Here is a 26,018-nt window from a genome sequence, read left to right as displayed (position 1 = left end):
ATGCCCAAGGACATGCACGCGCCCGACAGCGCCTCTTCGACGGCCTTGCTGCATTCGGGGCGTCCGCGGCAGGGATGGGTGAACACGCCCGTCACCCGCGCCAGCACCTATGTGTTCGACAGCGTGGCGCAGTGGCGCGAAACGCGCCAGCGCCGCGCCCAGGAACGCGTGGTCTCGTACGGCGCGCGCGGCACCGACAGCACGTATGCGTTGGAAGACGCGCTGGTGCTGCTGGAAGGCGGCTACCGCGCCAAGGTGTTTCCCACGGGCCTGGCCGCCATCGCGATGGTGTTCCTGGCCTACCTGAAGTCCGGCGACCACGTGCTGATCACCGACGGCGTCTACGAGCCGGCGCGTGCGCTGTGCGCCCAGAGCCTGTCGCGCCTGGGCATCACCCACAGTTTCTACAAGCCCGATGGCTCCGACCTGGCCGGGAAGATCCAGCCGGACACGGCCATGATCTACGCCGAGAACCCCAGTTCGCTGATCTACGAACTGATGGACCTGCGCGCGGTCTCGGCGCTGGCGAAAAAGCACGGTTGCCTGCTGGCCGTGGACAACACCTGGGGCTCGGGCATCCTGCACCGGCCGCTGGAACTGGGCGCGGACATCTCCATCATGGCGGCCACCAAGTACCTGAGCGGCCATGCCGACGTGATGATGGGCACCGTGGTCACCACGCAGGACGTGTGGCGGGACATGGAGACCGCCCAGGTCAACTATGGCCAGACGGTCGGCGCCGACGACGCCTACCTGATGCTGCGCGGCATGCGCACGCTGCATGTGCGGCTGCGCGCCCATCAGGAGCACATGCGCGCCGTGGCGCAATGGCTGCGGCAGGACCCGCGCGTCGCCCGCGTGTTCAGCGCGGAAAGCGCGCAGGGCACGCAGCGCGAGATCTTCGAACGCGACTTCACGGGCAGCAACGGCCTGGTGTCGGTCGAGTTCGCGCCGGCCATCACGGCCGGCCAGATGGAGGCCATGATCGACGCGTTGCAGTACTTCGGCATCGGCGCGTCCTGGGGCGGCTTCGAAAGCCTGGTCGTGCCCATGAACATGCCTTCGGCGCGCAGCCTCTCGTCCTGGGAAGGGCGCGGCCCCATGTGCCGCTTCCACATCGGCCTGGAAGACCCGGCCGACCTCATCGCGGATCTGCGCCAGGCCTTCGACGCACATCTTTCCTAGTCCCCGCGCGCCGGGGTGCCGGCGCGCTTTCTTCGGTATCACCATCAGTAATGACCCAGACCATTCGCGCCCGCGAAGGCGCCGCCACACCTACGGCCGTGCTCAAGAACTGGCTGCACGACGGCCAGGAGATCGCCCTGCTCGACGTGCGCGAGCACGGCCTGTACGGCGAATCCCACCTGTTCTACGCCGTCAACGTCCCCTACAGCCAGCTCGAATTCGAAGCCGCGCGCCTGGTGCCGCGCAAGACGACACGCGTCGTCGTGTATGACGATGGCGACGGCGACACCACCGCCGACAAGGCGGCCGCCGCGCTGGCCGCGCAAGGCTATGACGACGTCACGGTGCTGGACGGCGGCGCGGCCGCCTGGCGCGCCGCGGGCTACCAGCTGTTCGCGGGCGTGAACCTGCCCAGCAAGACCTTCGGCGAACTGGCCGAACACGAGCTGCACACGCCGGCCATCGGCGCGGACGAACTGAACCGCCGCATCGAGGCCGGCGACAACCTGGTGGTGCTGGACGGCCGGCCGTTCCCTGAATACCAGAAGATGAGCATCCCCACCGCCACCTGCTGCCCCAATGGCGAGCTGGCCCTGCGCGTGGACGACCTGGTGCCCGACGAGTCGACCACCATCGTCATCAACTGCGCGGGCCGCACCCGCAGCATCATCGGCGCGCAGACCCTGATCAACCTGGGCGTGAAGAACCCGGTCTACGCCCTGGAGAACGGCACGCAGGGCTGGTACCTGAAGGACTACGCGCTGGATCACGGCCAGGCCCGCCGCCATGCGCTGCGGACCACGCCGCAATCGCTGGCGAAGGCCCGCGCCCGCGCCCAGGCCCTGGCCACGCGCTTCGGCATCGAGACGGTCTCCGCCGCGCGACTGCAGGCCCTGCAGGCCGACGCGTCGCGCACCACCTACGTCTTCGACGTGCGCACGCCCGAGGAATACCGCGCGGGCACGCATGCCGGTGCCGCGCACGCCCCCGGCGGGCAGTTGATCCAGGCCACCGACCAGTACGTCGGCACGCGCCGCGCGCGGCTGGTGCTGGTGGATGGCGAAGGCGTGCGAGCCCCGACCGTCGCCACCTGGATGCGCCAACTGGGCTGGGAGGTGTATGTGCTGGAGAACACGGCGCTGGACGCCACGCCCGCCGCCGCCATCGCGGTACCAGGCACGCTGGCCCGCATCGACAGCGCCGCCGCCCGGAAGCTGCGCGACGAAGGCGCCCTCTTCATCGACGTGCGCCCCAGCATGGCCTACCGCAAGGACCACATCGCCGGCGCGCAATGGAGCATCCGCGGCAAGGCCGCCGCGCCCGCCGGCCGCACGGTGGTGCTGGTGGCCGACGACGCCCGCGTGGCCGAACTGTATGCCCGCGACCTGCCCGCCGGCCATGCGCCGCTGCTGCTGACCGAAGGCGCCGCCCAATGGGACGCCGCCGGCCTGCCGCGCGAAGCCACGCCGGACCTGCCGCCGGACGCGGACTGCATCGACTTCCTCTTCTTCGTGCATGACCGTCACAGCGGCAACAAGGCCGCGGCGGTCAAGTACCTGGAATGGGAGACCAATCTGGTCACCCAGATCGACGAGCGCGAACGCGCCTCGTACCGCTTCGCCCCCTGAGGCCACGGCGGCGGGTGCCCCCGCCGCCTGCGCCATCAATACATTCCAAGGAGAAAACCATGAAGCCGTTCCTCGCAGTTGCCGTGACCCTGCTTGCCCTGTCCTCGACCGCCCAGGCGCGAGACCTGAAAGAGATCGAAGGCAGCAAGAAGCTGATCTGCGGCACCCAGAGCGCCAGCGAACCCTATGCCTTCCAGGATCCCGCCACGCGCAAGTTCGTCGGTTACGACGTGGACATGTGCCAGGCGCTGGCAAAGGGCCTGGGCGTCGCGCTGGAGCACAAGCCGCTGTCCACCGAAGCCCGCATCCCCGAGCTGAAGATGGGCCGCGTGGACGTGGTGGCCGGCTCGATGGCCTATCTGCCGGAACGCGCCACGCAGGTGGACTACAGCGTGCAATACCTGCAGGGCAGCATCAAGGTGCTGGTGCGCCGCGACGACAAGATCGACTCGCTGGCCAAGCTGGAAGGCAAGCGCATCTGCGCCAGCAAGGGCTCATCGTCGGCGGCGCTGGCCACGCGCGTGCTGGCCAAGTCGCAGATCGTGACCTATCAGGATCTGGCCACCTGCTACCTGGGCCTGCAGAACGGCAAGGTCGACGGCATCTCGGCCGGCGAACTGACGCTCAAGCGCTTCGAGATCGAATCGGCCAAGTCCGGCGCGGCCGCCGTGCTGGTCGATGAGCCGCTGTTCACCGAGCGGATCGGCGTGGTGGTCTCCAAGGGCAACACCGAACTGCTGGACGCCATCAACAAGGTCATCGCCAGGATGGACAAGGATGGCGAACTGGACGGCATCTACGCCAAGTGGCTGGGCCGCGACTCCATCTACAAGCTGACCCGCCAGTTCAAGGTCGAACCGGTCGCACAGGCCAACTGAGGATGACGCGGCGGCGCGCGAGCGCCGCCGCGGCCGCATTATGGATCTGGATATCTCATTCTTGTTGCAGGGGCAGTACGGCACGCTGCTGCTGAACGGCCTGCGGACCACTATTCTGCTGTTCGCGCTGGCCTGGGCCTGCGGCATGGCGGTGGCCCTGGCCATCGTGCTGCTGCGCGCGGTTCCCTTCAAGCCGCTGGACGCGGTGATGTCGCTGTTCGTGGAGTACCACCGCAACGTGCCGACGGTGGTGCAGATCATGGTGTGGTACTTCGGCATGCCCGAGGTGCTGCCGGCGGGCCTGAAGGCGTACGTGAACTCGGGCAACACCGAGATCCTGTTCGCCGTGGTGGCCCTGTCGCTGAACGTCAGCGCGTACATGTCGGAAGACCTGCGCTCCGGCCTGAAGGCCATTCCGGCCGCGCAGGTGGAAGCCGGCCGCGCCATCGGCCTGGGCTTCCTGCAGGCCATGCGCTACGTGATCCTGCCCCAGGCGCTGCGCATCGCCGTGCCGCCGCTGGTCAACCGCTCGCTGATCCTGTTCAAGGACACGAGCCTGGCCATGGTGATCGGCGTGACCGAACTGACCTACGAGGCCAAGAACATCGACAACCTGACCTTCCGCACGTTCGACGTCTTCGCCGTCGCCACGCTGATCTACCTGTCGTGCTCGCTGGTGATCATGTTCGCGGGCAGCCGTATCGAACGCGCCTTTCCTTCGGCATACAAGGGGTAAGCCATGCTGGAGATCCTGCACAAATACGGCGTGATGTTCCTGGTGGGCTCGTGGCCCGAGGGGCCGCTGGGCGGCTTCGCGGCCACGCTGGTGCTGGCCTCGCTGGGCCTGGCGCTGGCGTTTCCGATCGCGGTGCTGCTGGGCTTCGCCCGGGCCGGCCAGATCCGCGTGCTGCGCATCCTGGCCACCTGCTGGGTGACGGCATTCCGCGGCGTGCCGCTGATCATGATCATCTTCTGGGCCTATTTCGCCGTGCCGCTGGTGACGGGCATGACGATCTCGGCCTTCAAGACGGCGCTGGTGGCGATCGTGCTGTATGAAAGCGCCTTCCTGGCGGAGATCGTGCGCGCCGGCCTGCAGGGCCTGCCGCGCGGCCAGACCGAGGCGGCGCGTTCCGTGGGCCTGTCGTACTGGCGCAGCATGCGCTACGTGATCCTGCCGCAGGCGCTGGTGAACATGATTCCGTCGCTGGTCAGCCAGTTCGTGTCCACCATCAAGGCGACCTCCATCGTCTACATCATCGGCGTCGAGGAAGTGACCTTCGTGGGCCAGCAGGTCAACAGCATCGAACTGACGTCGGCACTGCAGACTTATCTCATTCTGGCGGGCTTCTATTTCGTGATCTGCTGGGCGCTGTCGCGCCTGGCCCGGCTCGTCGAGGTCCGCATTCAAAAGCGCCGGCTCGGACTGGCGTAAGGGGAATACCGTCATGATCGAACTGAACCACGTCAACAAATGGTACGGCGACTACCACGCGCTGAACGACGTCAACGGCCGCATCGAGAAAGGCGAGGTGCTGGTGGTGTGCGGCCCGTCGGGCTCGGGCAAGTCGACGATGATCCGCACGCTGAACCGGCTGGAAGCCATCCAGAAGGGCGACATCACCATCGACGGCGCCAGCATCTACGACCCGAAACGGGACCTGAACCGGCTGCGCGCCTCGATCGGCTTCGTGTTCCAGCAGTTCAACCTGTTCCCGCACTACTCGGTGCGCCAGAACGTGACGCTGTCGGCGCGCAAGGTGTTCGGCCTCGGCGCCGACCAGGCCAACCAACTGGCCGAGGAACTGCTGGCCAAGGTGGGCCTGGCGCACAAGATCGACGCCATGCCCATCAACCTGTCGGGCGGCCAGCAGCAGCGCGTGGCGATCGCCCGCGCGCTGGCGCAACGCCCGCCGGTCATCCTGTTCGACGAGCCCACCAGCGCGCTGGACCCCGAGATGGTCTCGGAAGTGCTGGCGGTGATGAAGCAACTGGCCTCGGAAGGCATGACGATGATCGTGGTCACGCACGAGATGGACTTCGCGCGCGAGGTGGCCGACCGCATCTGGTTCATGGACGCGGGCAGCATTCTCGAGGACACCACGCCGCAAGCGTTCTTCAATGCGCCGAAGCATCCCCGGGCCTGCAAGTTCCTGGAGGACGTGCGGCGGCATTGACGGCGGCGGTCCGGGTCCGTACCTGTACAGGCCCGGTCCCTTGCGCTATGTTCCAGGGCCTGCCCGCCCGGGATGGCCGTCCGGCGATCCCGCGCGGGCAGGCCCTGGTCGCAAGACCGACTGATCGAGGACCGCCCATGCGCAACCTGGACCTGGACCTGCTGCGCACGCTGGTCGCCATCGCCGAGCACGATTCGTTCTCGGCCGCGGCCCAGAGCCTGCACAAGACGCAATCGGCCATCACCCAGCAGATGCAGCGGCTGGAGAGCCTGATCGACCTGCCGCTGTTCGAGAAGCGCGGCCGGCACAAGCAACTGTCCAGCCATGGCGAGAAGCTCGTCACCTACGCGCGCCACATGCTGGCGATCAACGATGAAGCCCTGCGCTCGCTGCAGGACAGCCTGCTGGAAGGCGAACTGCGCCTGGGCTCGCCGCACGACGTGGCCGACAGCATCCTGCCCAGCGTGCTGACGCACGTGGCCCGCACCTTCCCGCGCATCAAGCTGGAGATCCGCGTGGACCGCAGCCCCAACCTGATGACCGCGCTGCGCAACGGCGACCTGGACCTGACCGTGTCCACCCGCTTCGACCAGGATTTCGAGGGCGTGGTGCTGCGCACCTCGCCCACCGTGTGGCTGTGCTCGGCCGACTACGTGCACGACAGCAGCGCGCCCGTGCCGCTGGTGCTGGCCGACGAACCCAGCATCTTCCGCCGCCTGGCCCTGAACGCGCTGGAACAGTACCAGGTGCCCTGGCAGACCAACTACGTGGCGCCCAACCTGGTGGGCATCAAGGCGGCGCTGCGCGCCCGCCTGGGCATCACCGCGCGCAGCGTGGAGATGCTGGGATCCGACCTGCGCGTGCTGGGCGAGAAGGACGGCCTGCCGCCCCTGCCCGACGTGAACTACTTCCTGTGGATCCGGCACGACCTGATCAACCCGCTGACGCGCCACGTGTACAACATGCTGAAGACGAACCTGCGGCTGTCGGCGAACAATCCGCAGTGAGGTTCCAGGCGCCGCCACGTTCCGGCCGGTCATTCCGCCGCGCCATCCGCCTGCCGGCCGGCTCTCCCATGAAAAACGCCCGGCATGCCGGGCGTTCCCGAGACCTCGTCCGAGCGGATCAGGTGCTGGAAGTCGCGCCGATCTGCCTGGGCGCCAGATCGGGATTCAGCGTGTAGGTGCCGGTGAGGGATGCCTGGGCCAGCACGTGGCCCTGGATGGCCTTCAGCGCGTCCTCGCCGGTGAAGCTGCCCTGCAGGCCCAGGGTGGACGTGTCCAGGGCGTAGAGCGTGAACGTGTAGCGGTGCACCAGCGCGTCGTTCCAGGGCGGGCACGGACCGTCGTAGCCGAAGTACTCGCCGCTCATGTCGTGATCGGCCGCGAACCACTGCGTGTAGCTGTTGACGCCCTGGCGCGCGTTCATCGGCGCCAGCGGCCCCCCCTTGCCGCGCGGGGTGATGCCGTTGGAGAACGCGCCTTCGTCGATCTCGCGCAGGTCGGCCGGCAGGTCGACCAGCACCCAATGGAAGAAGTCGACGCGCGGCAGGTCGGCGGGCAGCGTGCGGCCCTCCTGGTTGACGTCGTCGGGCTTGGACGGCACGTCCGGATCGTGGGCGATCAGGGCGAACGACTGGGTGCTCGTGGGCACGTCGTCCCAGGAGAACTGCGGGTTCAGGTTGTCGGCCAACGCCACATGCGACTGGGCGTCGATCCGCCCGAAGGCGTAGCGCTCGGGGATGGACTCGCCATCTTGGAAGGAAAGACTCGAGAGTTTCATGTCCAGCTCCTGAAGAAATGCCGTAGGCGCTTCCTACGCACCCAAATTAACACGGGCGAACTTGCGCTTGCCGACCTGCAGCACATAGGTGCCGGCCGCCAATTGCAACGACTTGTCGTCGACCCGGCTGCCGTCGACGCGCACGCCGCCCTGCTCCAGGTTGCGCTGCGCCTCGGAGCTGGACGCCACCAGGCCCGCCTCGCGCAGCAGGCGCAGGATGCCGATGGGCGCGCCGGCCACCGAGACCTCGGGCATGTCCTCGGGCATGGCGCCGTCGCGGAAGCGGGCCTCGAAGGAGGCCAGCGCGTCCTGCGCGGCCTGCTTCGAGTGGAAGCGGGTGATGATTTCCTGGGCCAGCATGACCTTGGCGTCGCGCGGATTGCGGCCGTTCCCGGTCTCGGCGCGCAACGCGGCGATGTCGTCCAGCGAGCGGAACGACAGCAGCTCGAAATAGCGCCACATCAGTGTGTCGGAGATCGACATCAGCTTGCCGAACATGGAATCGGGCGTCTCGGAGATGCCGATGTAGTTGCCCTTGGACTTGGACATCTTCTCGACGCCGTCCAGGCCTTCCAGCAGCGGCATGGTGAGCACGCACTGCGGTGCCTGGCCGTATTCCTTCTGCAGTTCGCGGCCCACCAGCAGGTTGAACTTCTGGTCGGTGCCGCCCAGCTCCAGGTCGGACGAAAGCGCGACCGAGTCGTACCCTTGCAGCAGCGGGTACAGGAATTCGTGCACCGAGATCGGCACGCCGCCCTTGAAGCGCTTGGTGAAATCCTCGCGCTCCATCATGCGGGCCACGGTGTAGCGCGACGCCAGCTGGATGATGCCGCGCGCGCCCAATGGGTCGCACCACTCGGAGTTGTAGCGGATCTCGGTACGGGCCGGATCCAGCACCATGCTGGCCTGCGCGTAGTAGGTCTGCGCGTTGGCTTCGATCTGCTCGCGCGTGAGCGGCGGGCGGGTCGAATTGCGGCCGCTGGGGTCGCCGATGGTGGCGGTGAAATCGCCGATGAGGAAGATGACGTTGTGGCCCAGATCCTGGAGCTGGCGCATCTTGTTGAGCACCACCGTATGGCCCAGGTGGATGTCGGGCGCGGTGGGATCCAGGCCGAGCTTGATGCGCAGCGGCACCCCGGTTTGCCGGCTCTTGGCGAGCTTGCGGGCGAATTCTTCTTCGACCAGCAGTTCGTCGCAGCCGCGGCGCGCGATGCGCAAGGCCTCTTCGACATCGGGGGACAGGGGAGCTTCAGGCAGGGACATTGTAATTTTTACCGCGGTTCTAGGCGCAAAAAAGGTGTAAATCCGACAAAAAGCGGTCGAAAATTCTTCTCGAATCCGATAGCATACTGCCCTAATCATACGCAACTGTCATATGACAGTTGTCCTGCTGTACTTCCATAGCTGTTTCCACTGCGCCACACGGAGCGCGCCCCTCGTCCGGCCTTGCCGGAACCGGGCAGCGCCCAAGCCGGCTGCAACCCGAAATTCATGCTGCCAGGAGGGTCTTTCGCGATGATTCGTGGGTCGGACAGCCTGGTACGTAGCGTCATACACAAGGTGGCCCCCCTGATCGCCCCTCCGAAAGAAACCCTGTCCCGCGGTGGTGCCCTGCTACGGCGCACGCTGCTGGTCAGCGCCATCGCCCTGTTCGCCGGCGCCGCCGCGCTCGGCATGGTGCAACAGCCCGATCACACCGAACTGCCTCCGACGCGCCTGGTCGACAGCCCCATGCCGCTGGAAGCCGAACAGATGCAGGTCAGCGCCGAGACGGGCGCGCCCTTCATCAACGAAACCCGCATCCGCCGCGGCGACACGTTGGCCACGGTGCTGCAGCGCCTGGAAATCGACAATCCCAAGCTGCAGAGCTTCCTCACGCACGATCCCAGCGCCCGCAGCATCTACAAGCTGTATCCGGGCCGCGCCGTGCAGGCCGCCGTCGACCAGGAAGGCAACATGGTGTGGATGCGCTACATCCACACGCCGGGCACCGAAGACGACGGCCAGGTCTCCACGCGCATGCTTTTCGTGGAAGCCGACGGCAACGACGGCTTCAAGGCCCGCGAAGTCAGCGAGGACACCCACCTGCAGACGCGCGTGGCGGTGGGCACCATCCGCTCGTCGCTGTTCGGCGCCACCGACGCCGCCGGCATCCCCGACGCCATCACGCTGCAGATCGCCGAGATCCTGGGTTCCAAGATCGACTTCCTGCGCGACCTGCGCCAGGGCGACCAGTTCCGCGTGGTGTACGAAACCCGTTCGCACGATGGCCGCTACGCCGGCGCGGGGCGCGTGCTGGCCGTCGAATTCGTCAACGGCACCAAGACCTACAACGCCGTGTGGTTCAACCCGGACGGCAAGTCGGGGGCCTACTACGACTTCGAAGGCACCAACCTGCGCGGCGCTTTCCTGCGTACCGCCCTGAAGTTCACCCGCATCAGCTCCACCTTCGGCATGCGCATGCATCCGATCCACAAGCGCTGGATCGGCCACAAGGGCGTCGACTATGCCGCGCCGTCGGGCACCCCGATCCACACCACGGCCGATGGCGTGATCGAGTTCGCGGGCTGGCAGAACGGCTACGGCAACGTGGTGATCGTCAAGCACTACGGCAAGTACTCCACGCTGTACGGCCACCAGAGCGCGCTGGCCGAAGGCATCAAGAAGGGCGTGCACGTATCGCAAGGCCAGTTGATCGGCTACGTCGGCTCCACCGGCTGGGCCACCGGCCCGCACCTGCACTACGAGTTCCGCGTCGACAACACGCCGGTCGATCCGCTGGCCGTCGACCTGCCCGTGGCCCGCACGCTGGAAGCCGCCGAACGCAAGAAGTTCACCCAGGCCGTCGCCCCCTACCGCGCGCAGATCGAGATGCTGACCGCGCTGCAGAAGACCGCGCCGGAAGGCAGCACCAGCCTGGCGTCGCGCTGAGCCCGGCGGCAGCCATGCTCCAGCACCCTGACGGCCCGGACGGCAACGCCCCGGGCCGTCTTTTCATCGGCCTGATGTCGGGCACCAGCACCGATGGCGTGGACGGCGTGCTGGTGCGCCTGCAAGCGGGCGCACGCCCTGTTCTGCTGGCCAGCGCCAGCCTGGACATGCCGGAGGCGTTGGGCGGCGAACTGCTGGCGCTGAACCGCCCCGGCCAGGACGAGCTGGCTCGCGCCGCGCTGGCCGGCAATGCGCTGGCGCGGCTGTATGCCGAGGCGGTCACCGCGCTGCTGTCGCAATCCGGCCATGGCACGGCGGACGTCACCGCCATCGGCGCGCACGGCCAGACCGTGCGCCACCGGCCCGAGCTGGGCTACACCGTGCAATTGAACAACCCCGCCCTGCTGGCCGAACTGAGCGGCATCGACGTGGTGGCCGATTTCCGCAGCCGCGACGTGGCCGCGGGCGGCCAGGGTGCGCCGCTGGTGCCGCCCTTTCATGCCGCGATGTTCGGCGGCGCGCAGCCGCGCGCGGTACTCAATCTGGGTGGCATCGCCAACCTGACATTGCTGGACGGCGGCAGCGCGCCGCGCGGCTTCGACACCGGCCCGGCCAACATGCTGCTGGACTTCTGGTGCCACCAGCACACCGGCCATCCCTACGACGATGAAGGGCGCTGGGCCGCCACGGGACACGCCAATGCCGACCTGCTCGAATTGCTGATTGCCGACGAACCCTGGTTCGCGCTGCCCCCGCCCAAGTCCACGGGACGCGACCTGTTCGACAGCGTCTGGCTGGCGCAGCGCCTGAATGCCTTCAGCGGCCCTGCGCTGGATCCCGCCGACGTGCAGGCCACGCTGCAGCGCCTGACGGCCCGCACGGTGGCCGATGCACTGGAGCGCACCTTGCCGCAAGCCCGCGACGTGCTGGTCTGTGGCGGCGGCGCGCGCAATACCGGCTTGATGCGGGATCTGGCCGATTGCCTGCGACGCCCGGTGCGCCCCACCGACACCGAAGGCGTGCCGGCGCAATGGGTCGAGGCGCTGGCCTTTGCCTGGCTGGCGCAGGCGCACGTGGATCGCCTGCCGGCCAGCGTGCCGGCGGTGACGGGTGCGCGTTCGGCGCGCGTGCTGGGCGCGCTGTATCCGCATTGAGCATGCGGACGGGCTTTCGGAAGCCCCTGCCAAGGCGGCTGCCGAAAGCGGGGCCACGCCGCCGCGAATGATGCAATCGAAAAACAAGGCCCCCGCGCACCTGCCGGCGCGCGGGGGCCTTTCATTCGTGATGCGATCGCCGGGTCTTAGACCGAGAACGACGAGCCGCAACCGCAGGTGGTCGTGGCGTTGGGATTGCGGATGACGAACTGCGCGCCTTCGATGTCTTCCTTGTAGTCGATCTCGGCGCCGACCAGATACTGGAAGCTCATGGGATCGACCAGCAACTGCACGCCATTTTTGTCGAGCACGGTGTCGTCTTCGTTGACGACTTCATCGAAGGTGAAGCCGTACTGGAAGCCGGAGCAGCCGCCACCCTGGACGAAGACGCGCAGCTTCAATTCGGGGTTGCCTTCTTCGGCCAGCAGGTCGGCGACCTTGACGGCGGCCGAGTCGGTGAAGACGAGGGGAACAGGCGGAGGCGCCTGCAGATCTACGGTTTCGGTAAGAGCGTTCATGGTCAGACTCCTGGCCGCGAAGGCCAAATTCGGTGGGACGGCTACGGCCGCCCGTATGGGTCCACTATAGCCCAGGCGACGTCGGACTCAAAATCAATGTGACGGTGCGCGACGCCCTCACCGTATCGCCTTCCAGCACGCTGACGGTGACGGATTCGGGGACGAATCCCTCGGGCAATTCGAGCATGCCCTGGCTGCGCTGGTACTGCTCGAAATGCACGGCCAGCGGCGAGACCTTGTCGGCCTGCGGCTTCGCAGCCGCGGGCTTCTTGCCGGAGGGCTCTTCCTTGATGCGCAGGGGCAACAGGTCGAACTCGGCCTTCCTGTCCTTCAGGGTGCCCACCGCGTGAAAACGCAGCCTGCCGGAGAAGGCCGCGTCGCCAGGGCGGCCCGAGCGCATCAGCAGCACCTTGTAGGCCAGCGCCTTGCCCGCGCGGTCGATCTGCGTGCCCCGGATATCCACCGTGCCCTCGGGCCCGGCGGGCAGCAGTTGCTCGAAGAACGCAAGCTGGTCGCGCGCGCGGCCGGCTTCGGCCTGCGCGAGCTTCAACTGCTCTTCGAGTTCGATGCGGGCCGCGCGCTCGATGGCCATCTCGCCCGTGGTGGTGTCGAGCCGGGTGCGCAGGCCCTGCAACTCGGCGTCGCGCTGGCGCATGGCCGCGCGCTGCGCGTTGGCCTGGTCTTCGGTCAGCACCACCATGCCCTGATGCGGCGCTTGCGCATAGCGGGAGGCGATGCCGATGCCCAGCGCGATGCCCGCGCCCAGGACGGCGGCCAGCCAGGCAATGCGGGCCGCCCTGCGCGGCGAGCGCGGACGGCTGGAGGATGAAGCGTGTGAATCTTGCATCTACGGCGGGAGGACGCCCAGGCGCCCTCCCCGTGCCATTACGGCAGGATGGCGACGTGGTCGAGACCGGCCGATTCGGGCAGGCCGAACATCAGGTTCATGTTCTGCACGGCCTGGCCGGCGGCGCCCTTGACCAGATTGTCCTGCACCACCAGCACGATCAGCAGGTCGCCGTTGTTCGGGCGCTGGACCGAAATGCGCAGCGTGTTGGAGGCGCGCACCGAACGGGTTTCCGGCAGGCTGCCGGCCGGCATGACGTCGACGAACTGCTCGTCGGCGTAGCGCTGCTCGAACAGGGCCTGGAAATCGGTGTCGCGCGCGCCGGGCTGGATGCGGGCATAGATGGTGGAGAACATGCCGCGGATCATCGGCACCAGGTGGGGCACGAAGGTCAGCGACACCGGGCCGCCGGAGATCTTCTCCAGGTGCTCGGTGATCTCGGGGTGGTGGCGGTGGCCGGGCAGGCCGTAGGCCTTGAAGTTGTCGGAAGCCTCGGAGAACAGCGTGGCCACCTCGGCCTTGCGGCCGGCGCCCGACACGCCCGACTTGCAGTCGGCGATCAGGGTCTGGGCGTCGACCAGTTGCTTGCCGCCTTCCAGCAGCGGGGTCAGGCCCAGCAGCACAGTGGTGGGATAGCAGCCGGGATTGCCGATGACGCGCGCCTTCGCGATGGCTTCGCGGTTGATCTCGGGCAGGCCGTAGACCGACTCGGCCAGCACGTCGGGGCAGCTGTGGGGCATCTTGTACCAGTGCTCGAAGACGGCGGTGTCCTGCAGGCGAAAGTCGGCCGCCAGGTCGATCACGCGGGTGTCGGCCGCCAGCAGTTCCTGGGCCTGGGCCATGGCCACGCCATGGGGCGTGGCGAAGAACACCACGTCGCAGTCGGCCAGGTTGGCTTTCTCGGGCGAACTGAAGGCCAGCTTCACGTGGCCGCGCAGGTTGGGATACATGTCGGCCACGGGCAGGCCATCTTCCTTGCGGGACGTGATGGCGGCCAGTTCGACGTGGGGATGGTGCGACAGCAGACGCAGCAGCTCGACGCCGGTGTAGCCGGTGCCGCCGACGATGCCAACCTTGATGCGGGAGTTCGATGCTTGAGCCATGATGGGGACCCCAAAAACGTAGACCGATAGTATCGCTCAGGATGCGGGCGTTGCGGCGGTGCCGCAAATGTCCCCGATCCGACTGGAGGAACAGCACGAGGTTCCGCGCCGGGTGCTGCAGGCGTATGACACGCCGGGCCAAAAACAAAAAGGCCGCTTTCGCGGCCTTTTTGGGGAACATTAGCGCTTGCTGAACTGCTTGCGCCGACGTGCCTTGCGGAAGCCGACCTTCTTGCGTTCGACTTCTCGCGCGTCACGGGTCACGAAGCCCGCTTGCGACAGCGCCGGCTTCAGCGCGGTGTCGTAGTCGATCAGCGCGCGGGTGATGCCGTGGCGGATCGCGCCGGCTTGGCCGGTTTCACCGCCGCCGTGCACGTTGACCTTGATGTCGAACGACTCGCCCAGGCCCGTCAGGACCAGGGGTTGACGCACGACCATGCGGCCGGTTTCACGAGCGAAGAACTCGTCGACGGGCTTGCCGTTGACGACGATCTTGCCAGTGCCCTTCTTGATGAAAACACGAGCCACCGAGGTCTTGCGACGGCCGGTTCCGTAATTCCAGTTACCGATCATGGCGTGTCCTTAGAATTCCAGCGGCTTGGGCTGCTGAGCGGTGTGCGGGTGCTCGGCACCGGCGTACACCTTGAGTTTCTTGATCATGGCGTAGCCCAGCGGACCCTTGGGCAGCATGCCCTTGACGGCCTTCTGGATGGCGCGGCCGGGAAAACGCTGCTGCATTTTCTCGAAGTTCGTCTCGCGGATACCGCCCGGGTAGGTGGTGTGGCGGAAGTACTTCTTGTCGTGCGCCTTGTTACCCGTGACGACGATATCGGCAGCGTTGACGATGATGATGTAATCACCGGTGTCAACGTGCGGCGTGAATTCAGGTTTGTGCTTGCCACGCAGACGGTGTGCGACTTCGCTGGCCACACGACCGAGGACCTTGCCCTTGGCGTCGATCACAAACCAGTCACGTTGGACTTCATGCGGCTTGGCCACAAAGGTCTTCATGATGGTTCCTAGTTCATTCAGATGAAAGCCCGCCGGAAATCGGCTGAGCCTCTTTCCCCCTTCCAAGGCTGCCTACTGCCAAGCCAGCCAACGATCCTGCCAAAGCGTTATTACCCGCCCGTGCCAAAGTCGTGAATAGGGAAAGTCGATCATTCTAGCATGGCTGTTCAAATCTTGCCCATACGGTGTGGCAAAAGAACAAAGGGCGCCCTCCGGAAAACAGGGACGCCCTTGTGCGTGCGGGAAGGACGCCGGCTCAGGTGCCCGCGACCGACATCTGCTCGATCAGGATCGAGCCCGTGCGCTTGGTGCCGCGCGCGATGGTGTCCGCGCCGACCGCCGCGATGGCGCGGAACATGTCGGCCAGGTTGCCCGCGATGGTGATTTCCTGCACCGCATGCTGGATCTTGCCGTTCTCGACCCAGTAGCCGAACGCGCCGCGGGAATAATCGCCCGTGACGTAGTTGACGCCCTGCCCGATCAGTTCGGTGACCAGCAGGCCCGTGCCCAGCTTGCGCAGCATCTCCTCGAAGTCGTCTTCGGGGCGCGTCAGGCGCGAGGTGAGCGACAGGTTGTGCGAGCCGCCGGCATTGCCGGTGGTGGCCATGCCGAGCTTGCGCGCCGTGTAGCTGGACAGGAAGTAGCCTTCGAGCAGGCCGCCCGACACCACGCTGCGGGCCTGCGTGCGCACGCCCTCGTCGTCGAACGGCGAACTGCCCATGGCGCCCGCCACGTGGGGGTCTTCGGCCATGTCGATGTGATCGGCGAACACCGGCTTGCCCAGGGAATCGACCAGGAAGCTGGCCTTGCGGTACAGCGCGCCGCCATTGGTGGCCTGCGTGAAGGCGCCCAGCAGGCCCAGGGCCAGGGGCGCCTCGAACAGCACCGGGAACTTGCCCGTGCGGATGCGGCGGGCCGACAGGCGCGACAGGGTGCGCTCGGCGGCGTAGCGGCCGATGGCCTCGGGCGAGGCCAGGTTGGCCGGATCGCGCTCGGAGGTGTACCAGTAGTCGCGCTGCATGCTGTTGCCGCGGCCGGCGATGGGCGCCACCGACAGGCTGTGGCGCGAGTACGGATAGCCGCCCAGGAAGCCACGGGTGTTGCCCATGACGAACTGGCCTTCGTAGGTGCCCACGCTGGCGCCATCGGTGTTGGTGATGCGCGGATCGAGCGCGCGGGCGGCGCGCTCGGCGCGCAGCGCCAGCTCGGCGGCGGCCTCGGTGCCCACTTGCCACGGGTAGTGCAGGGCCAGGTCGGGGTAGCCGCCGATGGCCAGGCGGTCGGCGTCGGGCAGCCCGGCGGCCGGATCGGCCGCGGTGTGCCGGGCAATGTGCCAGGCGGCCTCGACGGTCTGGCGCAGGGCCTCGTCGGAAAAATCGGAGGTGGAGGCCGAGCCGCGGCTCTGGCCGGCGTACAGGGTCAGGTCGAGGGAGCGGTCGCGGGTCTGTTCGACGGTCTCGATGTCGTCTTTGCGCACCGAGACGGACAGGCCCAGGCTTTCGGAGACTTCGGCCACCGCATCGCTGGCGCCGGCGCGCCGGGCGTAGTCCAGCACCTTCTCGACGAGTTCGCTGAAACGCGCGTGATTCGCGGCCACCGGCAGGGAAGAAGAAGAGTTGACCATCGCAGTCCAATTTGCAGAGACGGTTATCATAGCCAAGTCCGCCTCCCAAACGCTTCTTTCCATGCATTCCGACCACCAGAATTCCGTCGACGAAGGCGGTTTCGACGAAAACGGCTACGACCGTCCCAGCAAATCGCAGGTCAAGCGCGAATTGCACGCCCTGCTCGACCTGGGCAAGGAACTGATCGCGCTGTCGCCCGACCGCCTGAAGCAGCTGCCGCTGGCCGAACGCCTGTACGAGGCCATCCGCGAAGCCCAGCGCACCACCAGCCGCGAAGGCCTGCGCCGCCAGACCCACTTCGTCGGCAAGCTGATGCGCGATGCGCCGGCCGACGTCATCCGCGCCCAGCTCGACACCTGGCGCAACGGCTCGCGCGAAGACACCGCGGCCATGCATCGCCTGGAAAACCTGCGCGAACGCCTGCTGGCCGACGACGACGTCCTGACCGAGCTGCTGCAGGAATATCCCGACACCGACATCCAGCACCTGCGCGCCGTCATCCGCGCCGCGCGCAAGGAAGCGCAGCAGAACGCCGCGCTGGCGCAGGGCCAGGAGCCCCAGCGCAAGCAATACCGCGCCCTGTTCCAGGCCCTGAAGTCGCTGACCGCCTGATCCGAAGCCGATCCGCCTGGCCCCAGGCCCTTCCATTTCCTTCACGCCATGACCACCGACCTGCCCCTGCTGGACTGCATCGAGATCGAGACCGCCCCGAATCCCACGCACGCGGTGGTATGGCTGCATGGCCTGGGCGCAGACGGCAACGATTTCGCGCCCATCGTGCCGGAGTTGCAGTCCGTGCTGCCGCCGGCCGTGCGCTTCGTGTTTCCCAACGCGCCCGTGCAGCCGGTCACCATCAACGGCGGCATGGCCATGCGGTCGTGGTACGACATCCTGGGCCAGGACCTGGTGCGCCGCGAAGACGGTGACGGCATCCGCGCCAGCGAACTGGCGGTGCGCGCGCTGCTGCGCCGCGAGAATGCACGCGGCATCCCCACCGGACGCATCGTGCTGGCGGGCTTCTCGCAAGGCTGCGCGATGACGCTGCACACCGGCCTGCGCCTGCCCGAGAAGCTGGCCGGCATGATCGCGCTGTCCGGCTACCTGCCGCTGGCCGATACGGCCACGGCCGAGCGCCAACCGGCCAACCAGGACACGCCGATCTTCATGGCGCACGGCCTGTACGATCCCGTGGTGCAACTGGCCCGCGCCGAGGCCTCGCGCCAGACGCTGCAATCGCTGGGCTACGACGTGCGCTGGCACACCTATCCCATGCCGCACTCGGTGTGCGCGCCCGAGGTCAACGACATCGCGCAGTTCCTGGCCAGCGTGCTGCGCTAGGTCCCGGGTCTCCCACCCGCCGGGCCGGGCCCGGCGCACACAAGGCCTAGACGGGCACCTGCAAGCGCGTCAGCGGCACATGCTGCTGGCAGCCATACACATCGCGGTCCAGCAGGTCACCGGAACTGACCGGCCGCTTGATCGTGATCTTGAACGCCCGCGCCGCATCGAAGGCGGTGCACACCAGCACGTCCTCGGCCGGGATGGAGAACGCGACCGCCACGCTGTCCACCGTGATCACGCCGCTGCGCTTGACGTGCAGGTACGGCGCGTCCTCGTCGAACATGATGTCGAAGGTCAGCTCGAACGGCCCGGAATTCTTGCTGCGGATCACCTTGGCGTAGGCCGTCATGGGTTGCGTCGTGGTTGCCATGGCCTCAGTTCCTGATCGTCTCGTAGTGGATGGGAAAGCATTCGCAGGCGTCGGCCACCGGCATCAGGTGATAGATGGAGAACCGGTACGCGGGACCGACGGGCACGCCGAACGGCGAGAACGGATAGGCCATGTTGCCGGCGGTGGTCAGGATGCCGGGATAGTGGGCATGCTGCAGCACCCCGCGCGTGAACATGGCGACCGCGGTGGCGGTGTCCTGGTCGGGAGCCACCGCGTCGATGACCAGGCCCACCTCCTTGGGCGGCAGATCGCGTTCGGGTTCCAGGCTGCCCATCACGCCGTCGCGGCCATAGGTGCGCAACAGCAGGCTGATGCCGTTCCCGGCAAGGCCGAAGCGTTCCTCCGCCCGCTCTCGCACGTGGTCGAAGACGTGGTCCAGCTCGCGGATCATCACGGCATCGCGGATGCCCACCACCACGATGCTGCGGTAGCCGACCTGTTCGGCGGCCTCCAGCTTGACGCGGTAGCCGCTGTCCTTGATGTAGGCGCTGCCCCGCACGCGCACGATGCGCGAGCCGGCCTGCTCGAAGGTGGCGTGCGTCAGGTCGTTGATGCCGCCCGGCCCTGCCTGCAGGAAGGGATCGCTGCGTTCGTACAGCGAGTGCCCCGCCACCGATACCGTGGTGCAGCGGCTTTCCGGATTGCCCGGTTCCACCTCGAAGTGATCTTCTCGGACGCGGCCGATCATGGGCTCGCCCAGGTCGTAGGGGACCGCCGACAGGCCGGCGCATTCCAGGATCTTGCCGCAATGCAGGGACAACCCCGGATCGAAACCGCGCAGCACCGGCAGCGCCGCGAAGATCGCATCGTCGCACGCCCGGCCGGCGATGATCACGTCGGCGCCCTCTTGCAGCGCCCGCATGAAGGGCTCCATGCCCATCTGCGCGACGATGGGCCCGGCGGCGTCCACGGCCTGAGCCGTCAGCAGGCCCTCGGGGCCCATGGGTTCGACCGGACCGGCGGCAATCTTGGCTTTCAGGTAGGCCTTGTCGATCTCGGCGCCGATGACCGCCAGCTTGAAGGACAGCTTCTGCTCGGCCGCCACCTCGCGCAGCATCTGGATCATCAGCGCCAGCGTGGCGTTCGACCCGTTGGTGATGGCGGACCCGATCAACAGCGGAATGCGCGCAGCACGAGCGGCCGCCAGCATGACGGACAGGTCGCGCCGGTAGGCGGACAGGGGCAGGAACGGCTTGTCGGCGCCGTGATAGTACGGTCCCATGTCGGTCGAGCCCGCGTCCTGGCCAATGAAATCAGGCTGCGCCTGCATGGCCCGCTTGAATGACGCGAGGTTGTAGCCGCTGCCCATCGATCCCGAAGGCGCGACCCCGGTGACTTGTTTCATCTGATGATCCTGTGAGAAAAAAGCCGGACCCGGCGCCGCCCGGTCCAGCGGACTGCCTTACCTGGAAGCCAGGTTCACGGACTTGGCCAACTCGGCCCAGCGGGCCGCGTCCTCGGCCATCATCTTGCGGAAGTCCTGCACGGACCCCCCCTTGATCTCCATGTTGTTCTCGGCCATGAGCTTCTGGAACGCGGGCTGCGCCAGCATTCCGGTGGCCACGCCGGACAGGCGTTCGATGCGATCCTGCGGCGTGCCCTTGGGCGCCATCAGGCCGATCCACACCGAGGCCTCGACGCCGGGATAGCCCAGTTCGGCGAAAGTGGGCACGTCGGGCAGCGCGGCCAGGCGCTTGCTGGCGGCGACGGCCAGCGGCCGAACCATGCCCGATGCGGTCAAGGGCCTGGCGGACCCGACGAAAGTGAAAAGCAGCGGCACCTGGCCGCCGGCCAGATCCTGCAAGGCCGGCGCGGCGCCGCGATACGGGATATGCGAGAAGCGCGTGCCCATCTTCTGCGCCAGCAACTCCAGCGCCAGGTGCGAGATGCTGCCGGCGCCGCTGGAGGCGAACGGCAGCGGTTCCTGCCCAGCGCGGGCGGCGGCGGCCACGTCGGCGAACGTCTTGTACGGCGATTTGGCGCTGGCGTACAGCACCGCCGTCTGATCCACCAGATGCACGATGGGCACCAGGTCATGCGCCGGGTCGTACGGCATGTCCTTGTACATGAGGGGCGCCAGCGTGACCTGTCCATTGCTGGCCAGCAAGAGCGTGGTGCCGTCGGGCGCGGACTTGGCCACCTTGCCCGCGCCGATCAGGCCTCCGGCGCCACCGGCGTTTTCCAGGATCATGGGCTGGCCCGTGGCCTTCTCGAATCCCTGGGCCAACGGCCGGCCCACGGTATCGAGCGATCCGCCCGCGGGATACGGCACGACCATGGTCACGGGGCGATCCGGGAATCCGGCCGCGGCGGCCAGCCCCGGCAATGCGGCGCAAGCAACGGCGGCAACCCACCGTCGCATGTTCGGTAAAGGCTTCATGTTTTCCCCTTGCTGTTGGGGCCGCCTGGCAGGCGCCCCGCCGCCTTGCTGGCGGTTCAAGGAAAATTCTAGGCATGGCGGCCGCGGCTGTCGCATTCGGATATGGGGAAAGCCCATAACACGGCGTTAAGTCCCGCGCTGCCATTGGCTTTCCGGGCCGTATCAGGCCTTACCCGCAGACCAGTTTCAGGCGGCGGAAACCAGGCCGGGATGGCTGAGCGCGCGCAACTCGTCGGCGAAGGCCTGCGCCAGGGAAGGCAGCGGTTCATGGCGCGAGTAGCCCAGCCGCACCTGCAGATCGATGGAAGGCGCCAACTCGCGCACATGCAAGCCCGGCCAGGCACCGCCAAGCTGGACCTGCTCGTCGACCAGCGCGATGCCCAGGCCCTGCTGCACCATGGCGCAGGCCACGTGGGTCTGCTTGACCTCGGCCACCCATCTGGGCGCCAGATGCGCGCCGTCGTACAACCTGCCGATGGCGTGCGCCAGGGGCGTCTCGGGGCTGTAGCCGATGACCCGCTCGCCGCGCAGATCGTTCACGCGCAGGCGCTTGCGCGTGACCAGCCGATGGCCCGGCGGCAGCACGGCCACGATGCGGTTGCGAAACAGGCGATGCGTCTGGATGCGGGGATGCTGCAGCGGCACCATGGCCACCGCCAGATCGACCCGCTGGGTCAGCAAGGCATCCGTCAGGGGATCGGCCAGCATGCCCTCGACGCAGACCTTCACGTCGGGCCAGTGCCGTGCGAACGCCGCCACCGCCATGGGCATCAAGGCGTAGGCCAGGCTGGGGCTGCACGCCACGCGCAGCATGCCGCCGGCCTGGTTCGCCAGGTTGCCGGCCAGCCCGTTGATGCGCTGCACGCCCTGGTAAAGCACCTCGACCTCGCTGAACAGCTTCTGGGCCTCGGCGGTGGGGTGCAGGCGGCCGCGCATGCGCTGGAACAGCGCGAATCCCAGGCGCTGCTCGGTATACGAAATGAGCCGGCTGACGGCGGGCTGCGAGACATGCAGCAACTCCGCCGCCCCGCTGACCGAGCCGGCCAGCATCACGGCGCGAAACACTTCGATCTGGCGCAGGTTCATCGCGGCTGTCTTGTGCGCATCAGGCGTCCTCGCCGCGCAGGTTCAGCCACACACGCCGCATGGTCGGATCCTCCGGATCCGCATCGTTGGTAAAGCCCAGGCGCGTCATCAGCGTCAGCATCGGGCGGTTGGTGGACAACACCAGGCCATCGATGTATTCCAATCCCTGCTCGCGCGCCGCATCGATCAGCGCCCGCATCAACTGGCCGCCCAGCCTGCGGCGCTGCCAGTCGTCCCCGATCACCAATGCGTACTCCGCGCCGCGTCCGTCCGGATTGCGCAGATAGTGCGCGAAGCCGATGATGACTTCGTGCGGATGGCCGCGGTTGGCCGGATTGGGCACCTGCGTGGCGGCCACCAGCGCCAGCTCGCGGTGATAGTCGACCTGGGTGTAGCGTGACACCATGCGCGGCGTCAGCTCGCGCATCATCGACACGAAGCGCATATAGCGCGAGCGCTCCGACAGGCCGCGGATGAAATCCTGCAGGGGCTGGCCGTCCTCGGGCCGGATGGGGCGGATGACCCACGGCGCGCCGTCCTCGAAACGCCGCACCTGCACCAGGCGCGACGGATACGGATGGATCGCCATGTGCGGATACCCGCTTTGCTGCGGCGACTCGCAGGCGGCCTCGCGCGACAGCACGATGCGCAGGCCGGCGGCGCGCAACTGCGTCTCGCCCGCATACAGCGGGTCGATGTCCAGCGACTCGACGTCCGGCAGTTCGGACACCAGTTCTGAGACCTGCACCAGCGCATGATGCAGCGCCTCGGCCGCGATGCCGCCGACCTGCGGCGCCAGCACACGGCGCCAGATGCGGCTGCGCTCGACCAGTTGGCGCGCCAGGAAGCTGTTGAGCGGCGGCAGGTCCAGCCCGCGATCGACCGGCGACAGCACGGCGTCGGCGCCGCCCGCGCCGAAGCGGATGACGGGACCGAACTGCGGATCGCGCCGCACCCGGATGGCCATGGGCCGGGACTCGGGCTCGCTGGGCAGCACGTCGCGCGGCGCGGCGCGCAGGGGCACCAGGAAGGTATCCAGCAGGGCCCGGGCCTCGGTGGGATCGAGCTGCAGGCGCTGCTGCGCGCGCACGCGCTGGATGATGGCGCGCGCGCCCGCGATGTCGGGCGCCAGGCTGGGCGGCTCGGGCGGCTGGGTCTGCAGCAGCAACTGCTGGTTGTAGTGGTGCGTGGCCAGCACGCCGAAGGCATCGGCGGCGGATTCGGGGGTGCGGAAGGCCGAGGTGCCCGCGTCGTCGAGCATGCGGCGCAGCGGCCGCATGCCGGCATCGCCCATGAAGCACGACACCACCGGCTTGCGCGCCTTGGGCGCGATCTGCGCCAGCTGGCGGGCGACGGCGGGCATGTCGGCCAGCGCGTCGGGCGCCAGCAGCACCAGTACGCCGTCCACCCCGGCATCGGCCAGCAGCACGTCCAGGATGCCCTGGATGCGTTCGGGCGTCAGCGGCAGATAGGTGATGACCGGATTGGCGGTCTGCGCATCGGGTTCGAGCATGCCCTCCAGCGCGCGCCGCGTGGCGGGCGACAGCTCGGCGCGCAGGATGGGAGTATCGGGGCCGGTCAGGTCGAGCGCCAGTTGCGGGGGGCCGCTGCCGTTGGACAGCAGGGCCACGCGGCGGCCGCGCGGCCGGGCCTTGTAGGCCAGCACCTTCACGGCCGAGAACAACTGCACGAAGTACCGCACCCGCACCGCGCCGGCCCGCCGCAAGGCGGCGTCGAACACCGCGTCGGCGCCATCGGGATCGGCGCGGCCGGCCTTGAGCACGATGACGGGCTTCACGCTGGCGGCGGCACGCAGCGCGCTCATGAACTCGCGCGCGGGACCGACGTCTTCCAGGTAGATGACGATGCTGTCGGTGCGCGGATCGCTGGCGAGGTAATCCAGCAACTGCGACAGGCCGACCACCGCGGTGTCGCCCAAGGCCAGCGTCAGGGAAAAGCCGATGTGCACGTCCTCGGCCCAGTCCATGACCGCGGCCATGATGGAACGCGACTGGGCCAGCAGGGCCACGCGGCCGGCGCGCGCCAGCGTGGGGTGCTGGCTGAAGTTGAATCCCGCATGCGGACGCTGGGCGCCGAACGAGCGCGGACCGAGCAACTGGCAACCGGTTTCCTCGGCCCAGGCCCGGCACAGGGCCATGGTGCCGCCGGGATAGGGGTCGGACAACTCGTGCGGCAGAAGAATGGCGGCGCGCGGCGCCAGCGGCGCCAGCCGGCGCAGGGTTTCGGGCAGGACGGCCGGCGAGACGCAGACCAGCGCCAGGTCGGGGCGTTCGCCCTCGGCCAGGCCGGCGCAGCGGTCAGGCAGTTCGGGCGCCTGGCCCGGCGGACAGTCGACGAGGGTGGTGCGCGCCCGCACGCTGGCCGGCAACACCGAGGCGACGGGAAGCGCTCGATCGGCCACCACGAGCAGTGAGCCGGGCTCGAACAACGGGGCGAGAGCGTGTCGCAACATGGCGCGGTTCGCTTGCTACTCTAAAATACCGATCATCGTAACAAGACCGCCGCGCAACATCCATGTTGGGACATCGCTCCCGCCATCCGCGCAAGCCATCCATGACTGCTCAAACGCCCATCGTCCGCACCCGCTTCGCGCCTTCTCCCACCGGCTTCCTGCACCTGGGCGGCGCCCGCACCGCCCTGTTCTCCTGGGCCTATGCGCGCCGCCACCAGGGCGTGTTCGTCCTGCGCGTCGAGGACACCGACGTCGAACGCTCCAGCGAGGAGGCCACCCAGGCCATCCTGGACAGCATGGACTGGCTGGGCATGCAGCCCGACGAAGGCCCTTTCTATCAGATGCAGCGCATGGACCGCTATCGCGCGGTCCTGGCCGGCATGCTGGAAAAAGGCACCGCCTACCATTGCTACAGCTCGCCCGAAGAGGTCGAGGCGATGCGCGAAGCCGCCCGCGCCCGTGGCGACAAGCCCCGCTACGACGGCACCTGGCGTCCCGAGCCCGGCAAGACGCTGCCGCCCATCCCCGAAGGCCGCAAGCCCGTGGTGCGCTTCCGCAATCCGCAGGAAGGCGCCACCAGCTGGAACGACATGGTCAAGGGCCCGATCAGCTTCGACAACACCGAACTGGACGACCTGATCATCGCGCGACCCGACGGCACGCCCACCTACAACTTCTGCGTGGTGGTCGACGACTGGGAAATGGGCATCACCCACGTGCTGCGCGGCGATGACCACGTCAACAACACGCCGCGCCAGATCAACATCCTGCTGGCGCTGGGCGCCACGCTGCCGCAATACGGCCACGTGCCCATGATCCTCGGCCCGGACGGCCAGAAGCTGTCCAAGCGCCACGGCGCGGTCAACGTCATGGAGTACGACAACGAGGGCTACCTGCCCGAGGCCATGGTCAACTACCTGGCCCGCCTGGGCTGGAGCCACGGCGACGACGAGCTGTTCACCCGCGAACAACTGGTGGAATGGTTCGACACCGAGCACCTGTCGAAGTCGGCCTCGCAATGGGATCCCAAGAAGCTGAACTGGGTGAACGCGCACTACATCCGCGAAATGGCCGATGCCGAGCTGGCCGAACGCGTGGCGCCGCGCATCGCCCGCCGCGGCGGCAACCCGCATGCGGTCGACCTGGCCAGCGCCATCGGCCTGCTGAAGGACCGCGCCGAGACGCTGGAACAACTGGCCGAAAGCGCCATGCTGTTCTGCGCCCCCTACGCGCCCGCCCCCGCCGAACTGGCCGAACAGCACCTGACCCCGGCCGCCCGCGAGGCGCTGGCCGACTTCGCCGCCCGCGCACAGGACACCGACTGGACCCGCGAAGCCATCGCGGCGCTGATCAAGGCGGTGCTGGCCGAGCGCGGCATGAAGATGCCGCAACTGGCCATCCCGCTGCGCGTGGCCATCACCGGCCGGGCGCAGACGCCGGCCGTGGATGCCGTGCTGGCGCTGCTGGGCAAGGAACTGGTGTTGCAGCGCCTGGCGGCGGTGTAATCCGCC

The 26,018-nt window shown here is 67.8% G+C and carries 25 protein-coding genes; 12 read left to right on the top strand and 13 right to left on the bottom strand.

All coding sequences use genetic code 11. From position 1 onward, the window contains the following. From metC to A6745_RS21300, 7 genes are all read left to right on the top strand, one after another. On the top strand, nt 1-1,185 hold the full coding sequence (gene metC, locus A6745_RS21330; protein WP_156513483.1) for a cystathionine beta-lyase: 1,185 nt from the start codon (nt 1-3) through the stop codon (nt 1,183-1,185). A 50-nt stretch (nt 1,186-1,235) separates the two neighbouring features. After that, nucleotides 1,236-2,813, top strand: a complete 1,578-nt coding sequence (locus tag A6745_RS21325) for a rhodanese-like domain-containing protein (protein WP_066131708.1) — start codon at nt 1,236-1,238, stop codon at nt 2,811-2,813. Nucleotides 2,814-2,872: 59 nt separating this feature from the next. Then, nucleotides 2,873-3,691: a transporter substrate-binding domain-containing protein gene (locus A6745_RS21320; protein ID WP_066131706.1), complete on the top strand. Its 819-nt coding sequence runs from the start codon at nt 2,873-2,875 to the stop codon at nt 3,689-3,691. A gap of 40 nt (nt 3,692-3,731) precedes the next feature. After that, entirely contained in the window at nt 3,732-4,427 is a 696-nt protein-coding gene (locus A6745_RS21315) for an amino acid ABC transporter permease (protein WP_156513482.1), read from the top strand. 3 nt (nt 4,428-4,430) lie between these two features. Continuing rightward, nucleotides 4,431-5,123 (top strand): amino acid ABC transporter permease, encoded by a 693-nt coding sequence (locus A6745_RS21310; RefSeq protein WP_066131703.1) that lies wholly within the window; start codon nt 4,431-4,433, stop codon nt 5,121-5,123. Between the two features lie 13 nt (nt 5,124-5,136). Next, nucleotides 5,137-5,865, top strand: coding sequence for an amino acid ABC transporter ATP-binding protein (locus A6745_RS21305; RefSeq protein ID WP_066131702.1), 729 nt, complete (start codon nt 5,137-5,139; stop codon nt 5,863-5,865). A gap of 137 nt (nt 5,866-6,002) precedes the next feature. Then, complete coding sequence (locus A6745_RS21300) at nt 6,003-6,872, top strand: LysR substrate-binding domain-containing protein (protein ID WP_066131701.1); 870 nt, start codon at nt 6,003-6,005, stop codon at nt 6,870-6,872. A gap of 118 nt (nt 6,873-6,990) precedes the next feature. On the opposite strand, the gene A6745_RS21295 is transcribed toward A6745_RS21300, so the two are convergent. Together A6745_RS21295 and tyrS are read right to left on the bottom strand one after the other, a co-directional pair. Further along, complete coding sequence (locus A6745_RS21295) at nt 6,991-7,647, bottom strand: YbhB/YbcL family Raf kinase inhibitor-like protein (protein WP_066131700.1); 657 nt, start codon at nt 7,645-7,647, stop codon at nt 6,991-6,993. 33 nt (nt 7,648-7,680) lie between these two features. Further along, nucleotides 7,681-8,910, bottom strand: a complete 1,230-nt coding sequence (gene tyrS / locus A6745_RS21290; protein WP_066131698.1) for a tyrosine--tRNA ligase — start codon at nt 8,908-8,910, stop codon at nt 7,681-7,683. A gap of 252 nt (nt 8,911-9,162) precedes the next feature. Between tyrS and A6745_RS21285 the strand changes: the two genes are divergently transcribed. Beyond that, complete coding sequence (locus A6745_RS21285; protein WP_066131695.1) at nt 9,163-10,578, top strand: M23 family metallopeptidase; 1,416 nt, start codon at nt 9,163-9,165, stop codon at nt 10,576-10,578. Nucleotides 10,579-10,592: 14 nt separating this feature from the next. Beyond that, on the top strand, nt 10,593-11,732 hold the full coding sequence (locus A6745_RS21280; protein WP_066131693.1) for an anhydro-N-acetylmuramic acid kinase: 1,140 nt from the start codon (nt 10,593-10,595) through the stop codon (nt 11,730-11,732). A 146-nt stretch (nt 11,733-11,878) separates the two neighbouring features. Here the strand turns inward: A6745_RS21280 and erpA are convergent, their stop codons facing one another. The 6 genes from erpA to pmbA all read right to left on the bottom strand — a co-directional run bounded on the left by erpA (nt 11,879) and on the right by pmbA (nt 16,835). Further along, a complete protein-coding gene (gene erpA / locus A6745_RS21275; protein WP_066131691.1) occupies nt 11,879-12,250 on the bottom strand; it encodes an iron-sulfur cluster insertion protein ErpA in 372 nt (123 codons plus the stop codon). Between the two features lie 64 nt (nt 12,251-12,314). Continuing rightward, nucleotides 12,315-13,097: a DUF6776 family protein gene (locus A6745_RS21270; protein ID WP_066131689.1), complete on the bottom strand. Its 783-nt coding sequence runs from the start codon at nt 13,095-13,097 to the stop codon at nt 12,315-12,317. 38 nt (nt 13,098-13,135) lie between these two features. Next, the gene (gene argC / locus A6745_RS21265) at nt 13,136-14,200 is read right to left on the bottom strand and encodes an N-acetyl-gamma-glutamyl-phosphate reductase (protein WP_066131687.1); all 1,065 of its coding nucleotides are present in this window, start codon (nt 14,198-14,200) and stop codon (nt 13,136-13,138) included. A gap of 180 nt (nt 14,201-14,380) precedes the next feature. Continuing rightward, nucleotides 14,381-14,773 carry a 30S ribosomal protein S9 gene (rpsI, locus tag A6745_RS21260; protein WP_066131685.1) on the bottom strand — a complete coding sequence of 131 codons (393 nt, stop codon included), beginning with the start codon at nt 14,771-14,773 and terminating at the stop codon, nt 14,381-14,383. 9 nt (nt 14,774-14,782) lie between these two features. Then, nucleotides 14,783-15,211: a 50S ribosomal protein L13 gene (rplM, locus tag A6745_RS21255; RefSeq protein ID WP_066131683.1), complete on the bottom strand. Its 429-nt coding sequence runs from the start codon at nt 15,209-15,211 to the stop codon at nt 14,783-14,785. 256 nt (nt 15,212-15,467) lie between these two features. After that, nucleotides 15,468-16,835 (bottom strand): metalloprotease PmbA, encoded by a 1,368-nt coding sequence (gene pmbA / locus A6745_RS21250; RefSeq protein WP_066131681.1) that lies wholly within the window; start codon nt 16,833-16,835, stop codon nt 15,468-15,470. A 61-nt stretch (nt 16,836-16,896) separates the two neighbouring features. On the opposite strand from pmbA, the gene yjgA reads away from it, so the two are divergent. After that, nucleotides 16,897-17,448, top strand: a complete 552-nt coding sequence (gene yjgA / locus A6745_RS21245; protein ID WP_066131679.1) for a ribosome biogenesis factor YjgA — start codon at nt 16,897-16,899, stop codon at nt 17,446-17,448. Nucleotides 17,449-17,496: 48 nt separating this feature from the next. Next, nucleotides 17,497-18,174, top strand: coding sequence for an alpha/beta hydrolase (locus A6745_RS21240; protein ID WP_066131677.1), 678 nt, complete (start codon nt 17,497-17,499; stop codon nt 18,172-18,174). A gap of 46 nt (nt 18,175-18,220) precedes the next feature. Here A6745_RS21240 and A6745_RS21235 read toward each other — a convergent pair whose 3' ends face one another. The 5 genes from A6745_RS21235 to A6745_RS21215 form a co-directional block, all read right to left on the bottom strand. Continuing rightward, nucleotides 18,221-18,547 carry a DUF4387 domain-containing protein gene (locus tag A6745_RS21235; protein WP_066131675.1) on the bottom strand — a complete coding sequence of 109 codons (327 nt, stop codon included), beginning with the start codon at nt 18,545-18,547 and terminating at the stop codon, nt 18,221-18,223. 4 nt (nt 18,548-18,551) lie between these two features. Further along, nucleotides 18,552-19,913: an acyclic terpene utilization AtuA family protein gene (locus tag A6745_RS21230; protein ID WP_066131674.1), complete on the bottom strand. Its 1,362-nt coding sequence runs from the start codon at nt 19,911-19,913 to the stop codon at nt 18,552-18,554. Between the two features lie 57 nt (nt 19,914-19,970). Further along, a complete protein-coding gene (locus A6745_RS21225; RefSeq protein WP_231886075.1) occupies nt 19,971-20,846 on the bottom strand; it encodes a Bug family tripartite tricarboxylate transporter substrate binding protein in 876 nt (291 codons plus the stop codon). Between the two features lie 288 nt (nt 20,847-21,134). Next, the gene (locus A6745_RS21220) at nt 21,135-22,034 is read right to left on the bottom strand and encodes a LysR substrate-binding domain-containing protein (RefSeq protein WP_066131670.1); all 900 of its coding nucleotides are present in this window, start codon (nt 22,032-22,034) and stop codon (nt 21,135-21,137) included. Between the two features lie 19 nt (nt 22,035-22,053). Then, a complete protein-coding gene (locus A6745_RS21215) occupies nt 22,054-24,507 on the bottom strand; it encodes a bifunctional acetate--CoA ligase family protein/GNAT family N-acetyltransferase (protein WP_066131669.1) in 2,454 nt (817 codons plus the stop codon). A gap of 101 nt (nt 24,508-24,608) precedes the next feature. On the opposite strand from A6745_RS21215, the gene gltX reads away from it, so the two are divergent. Further along, entirely contained in the window at nt 24,609-26,012 is a 1,404-nt protein-coding gene (gltX, locus tag A6745_RS21210; RefSeq protein WP_066131667.1) for a glutamate--tRNA ligase, read from the top strand. The last annotated feature ends 6 nt before the right edge of the window (nt 26,013-26,018 follow it).

Origin of the sequence: Bordetella ansorpii (assembly GCF_900078705.1) — a bacterium.
GTDB classification, from domain to species: Bacteria; Pseudomonadota; Gammaproteobacteria; order Burkholderiales; family Burkholderiaceae_B; genus Bordetella; species Bordetella ansorpii_A.
The sequence above is the reverse complement of the archived record's forward strand: the minus strand, read 5'-3'. Positions and strand labels throughout refer to the sequence as shown.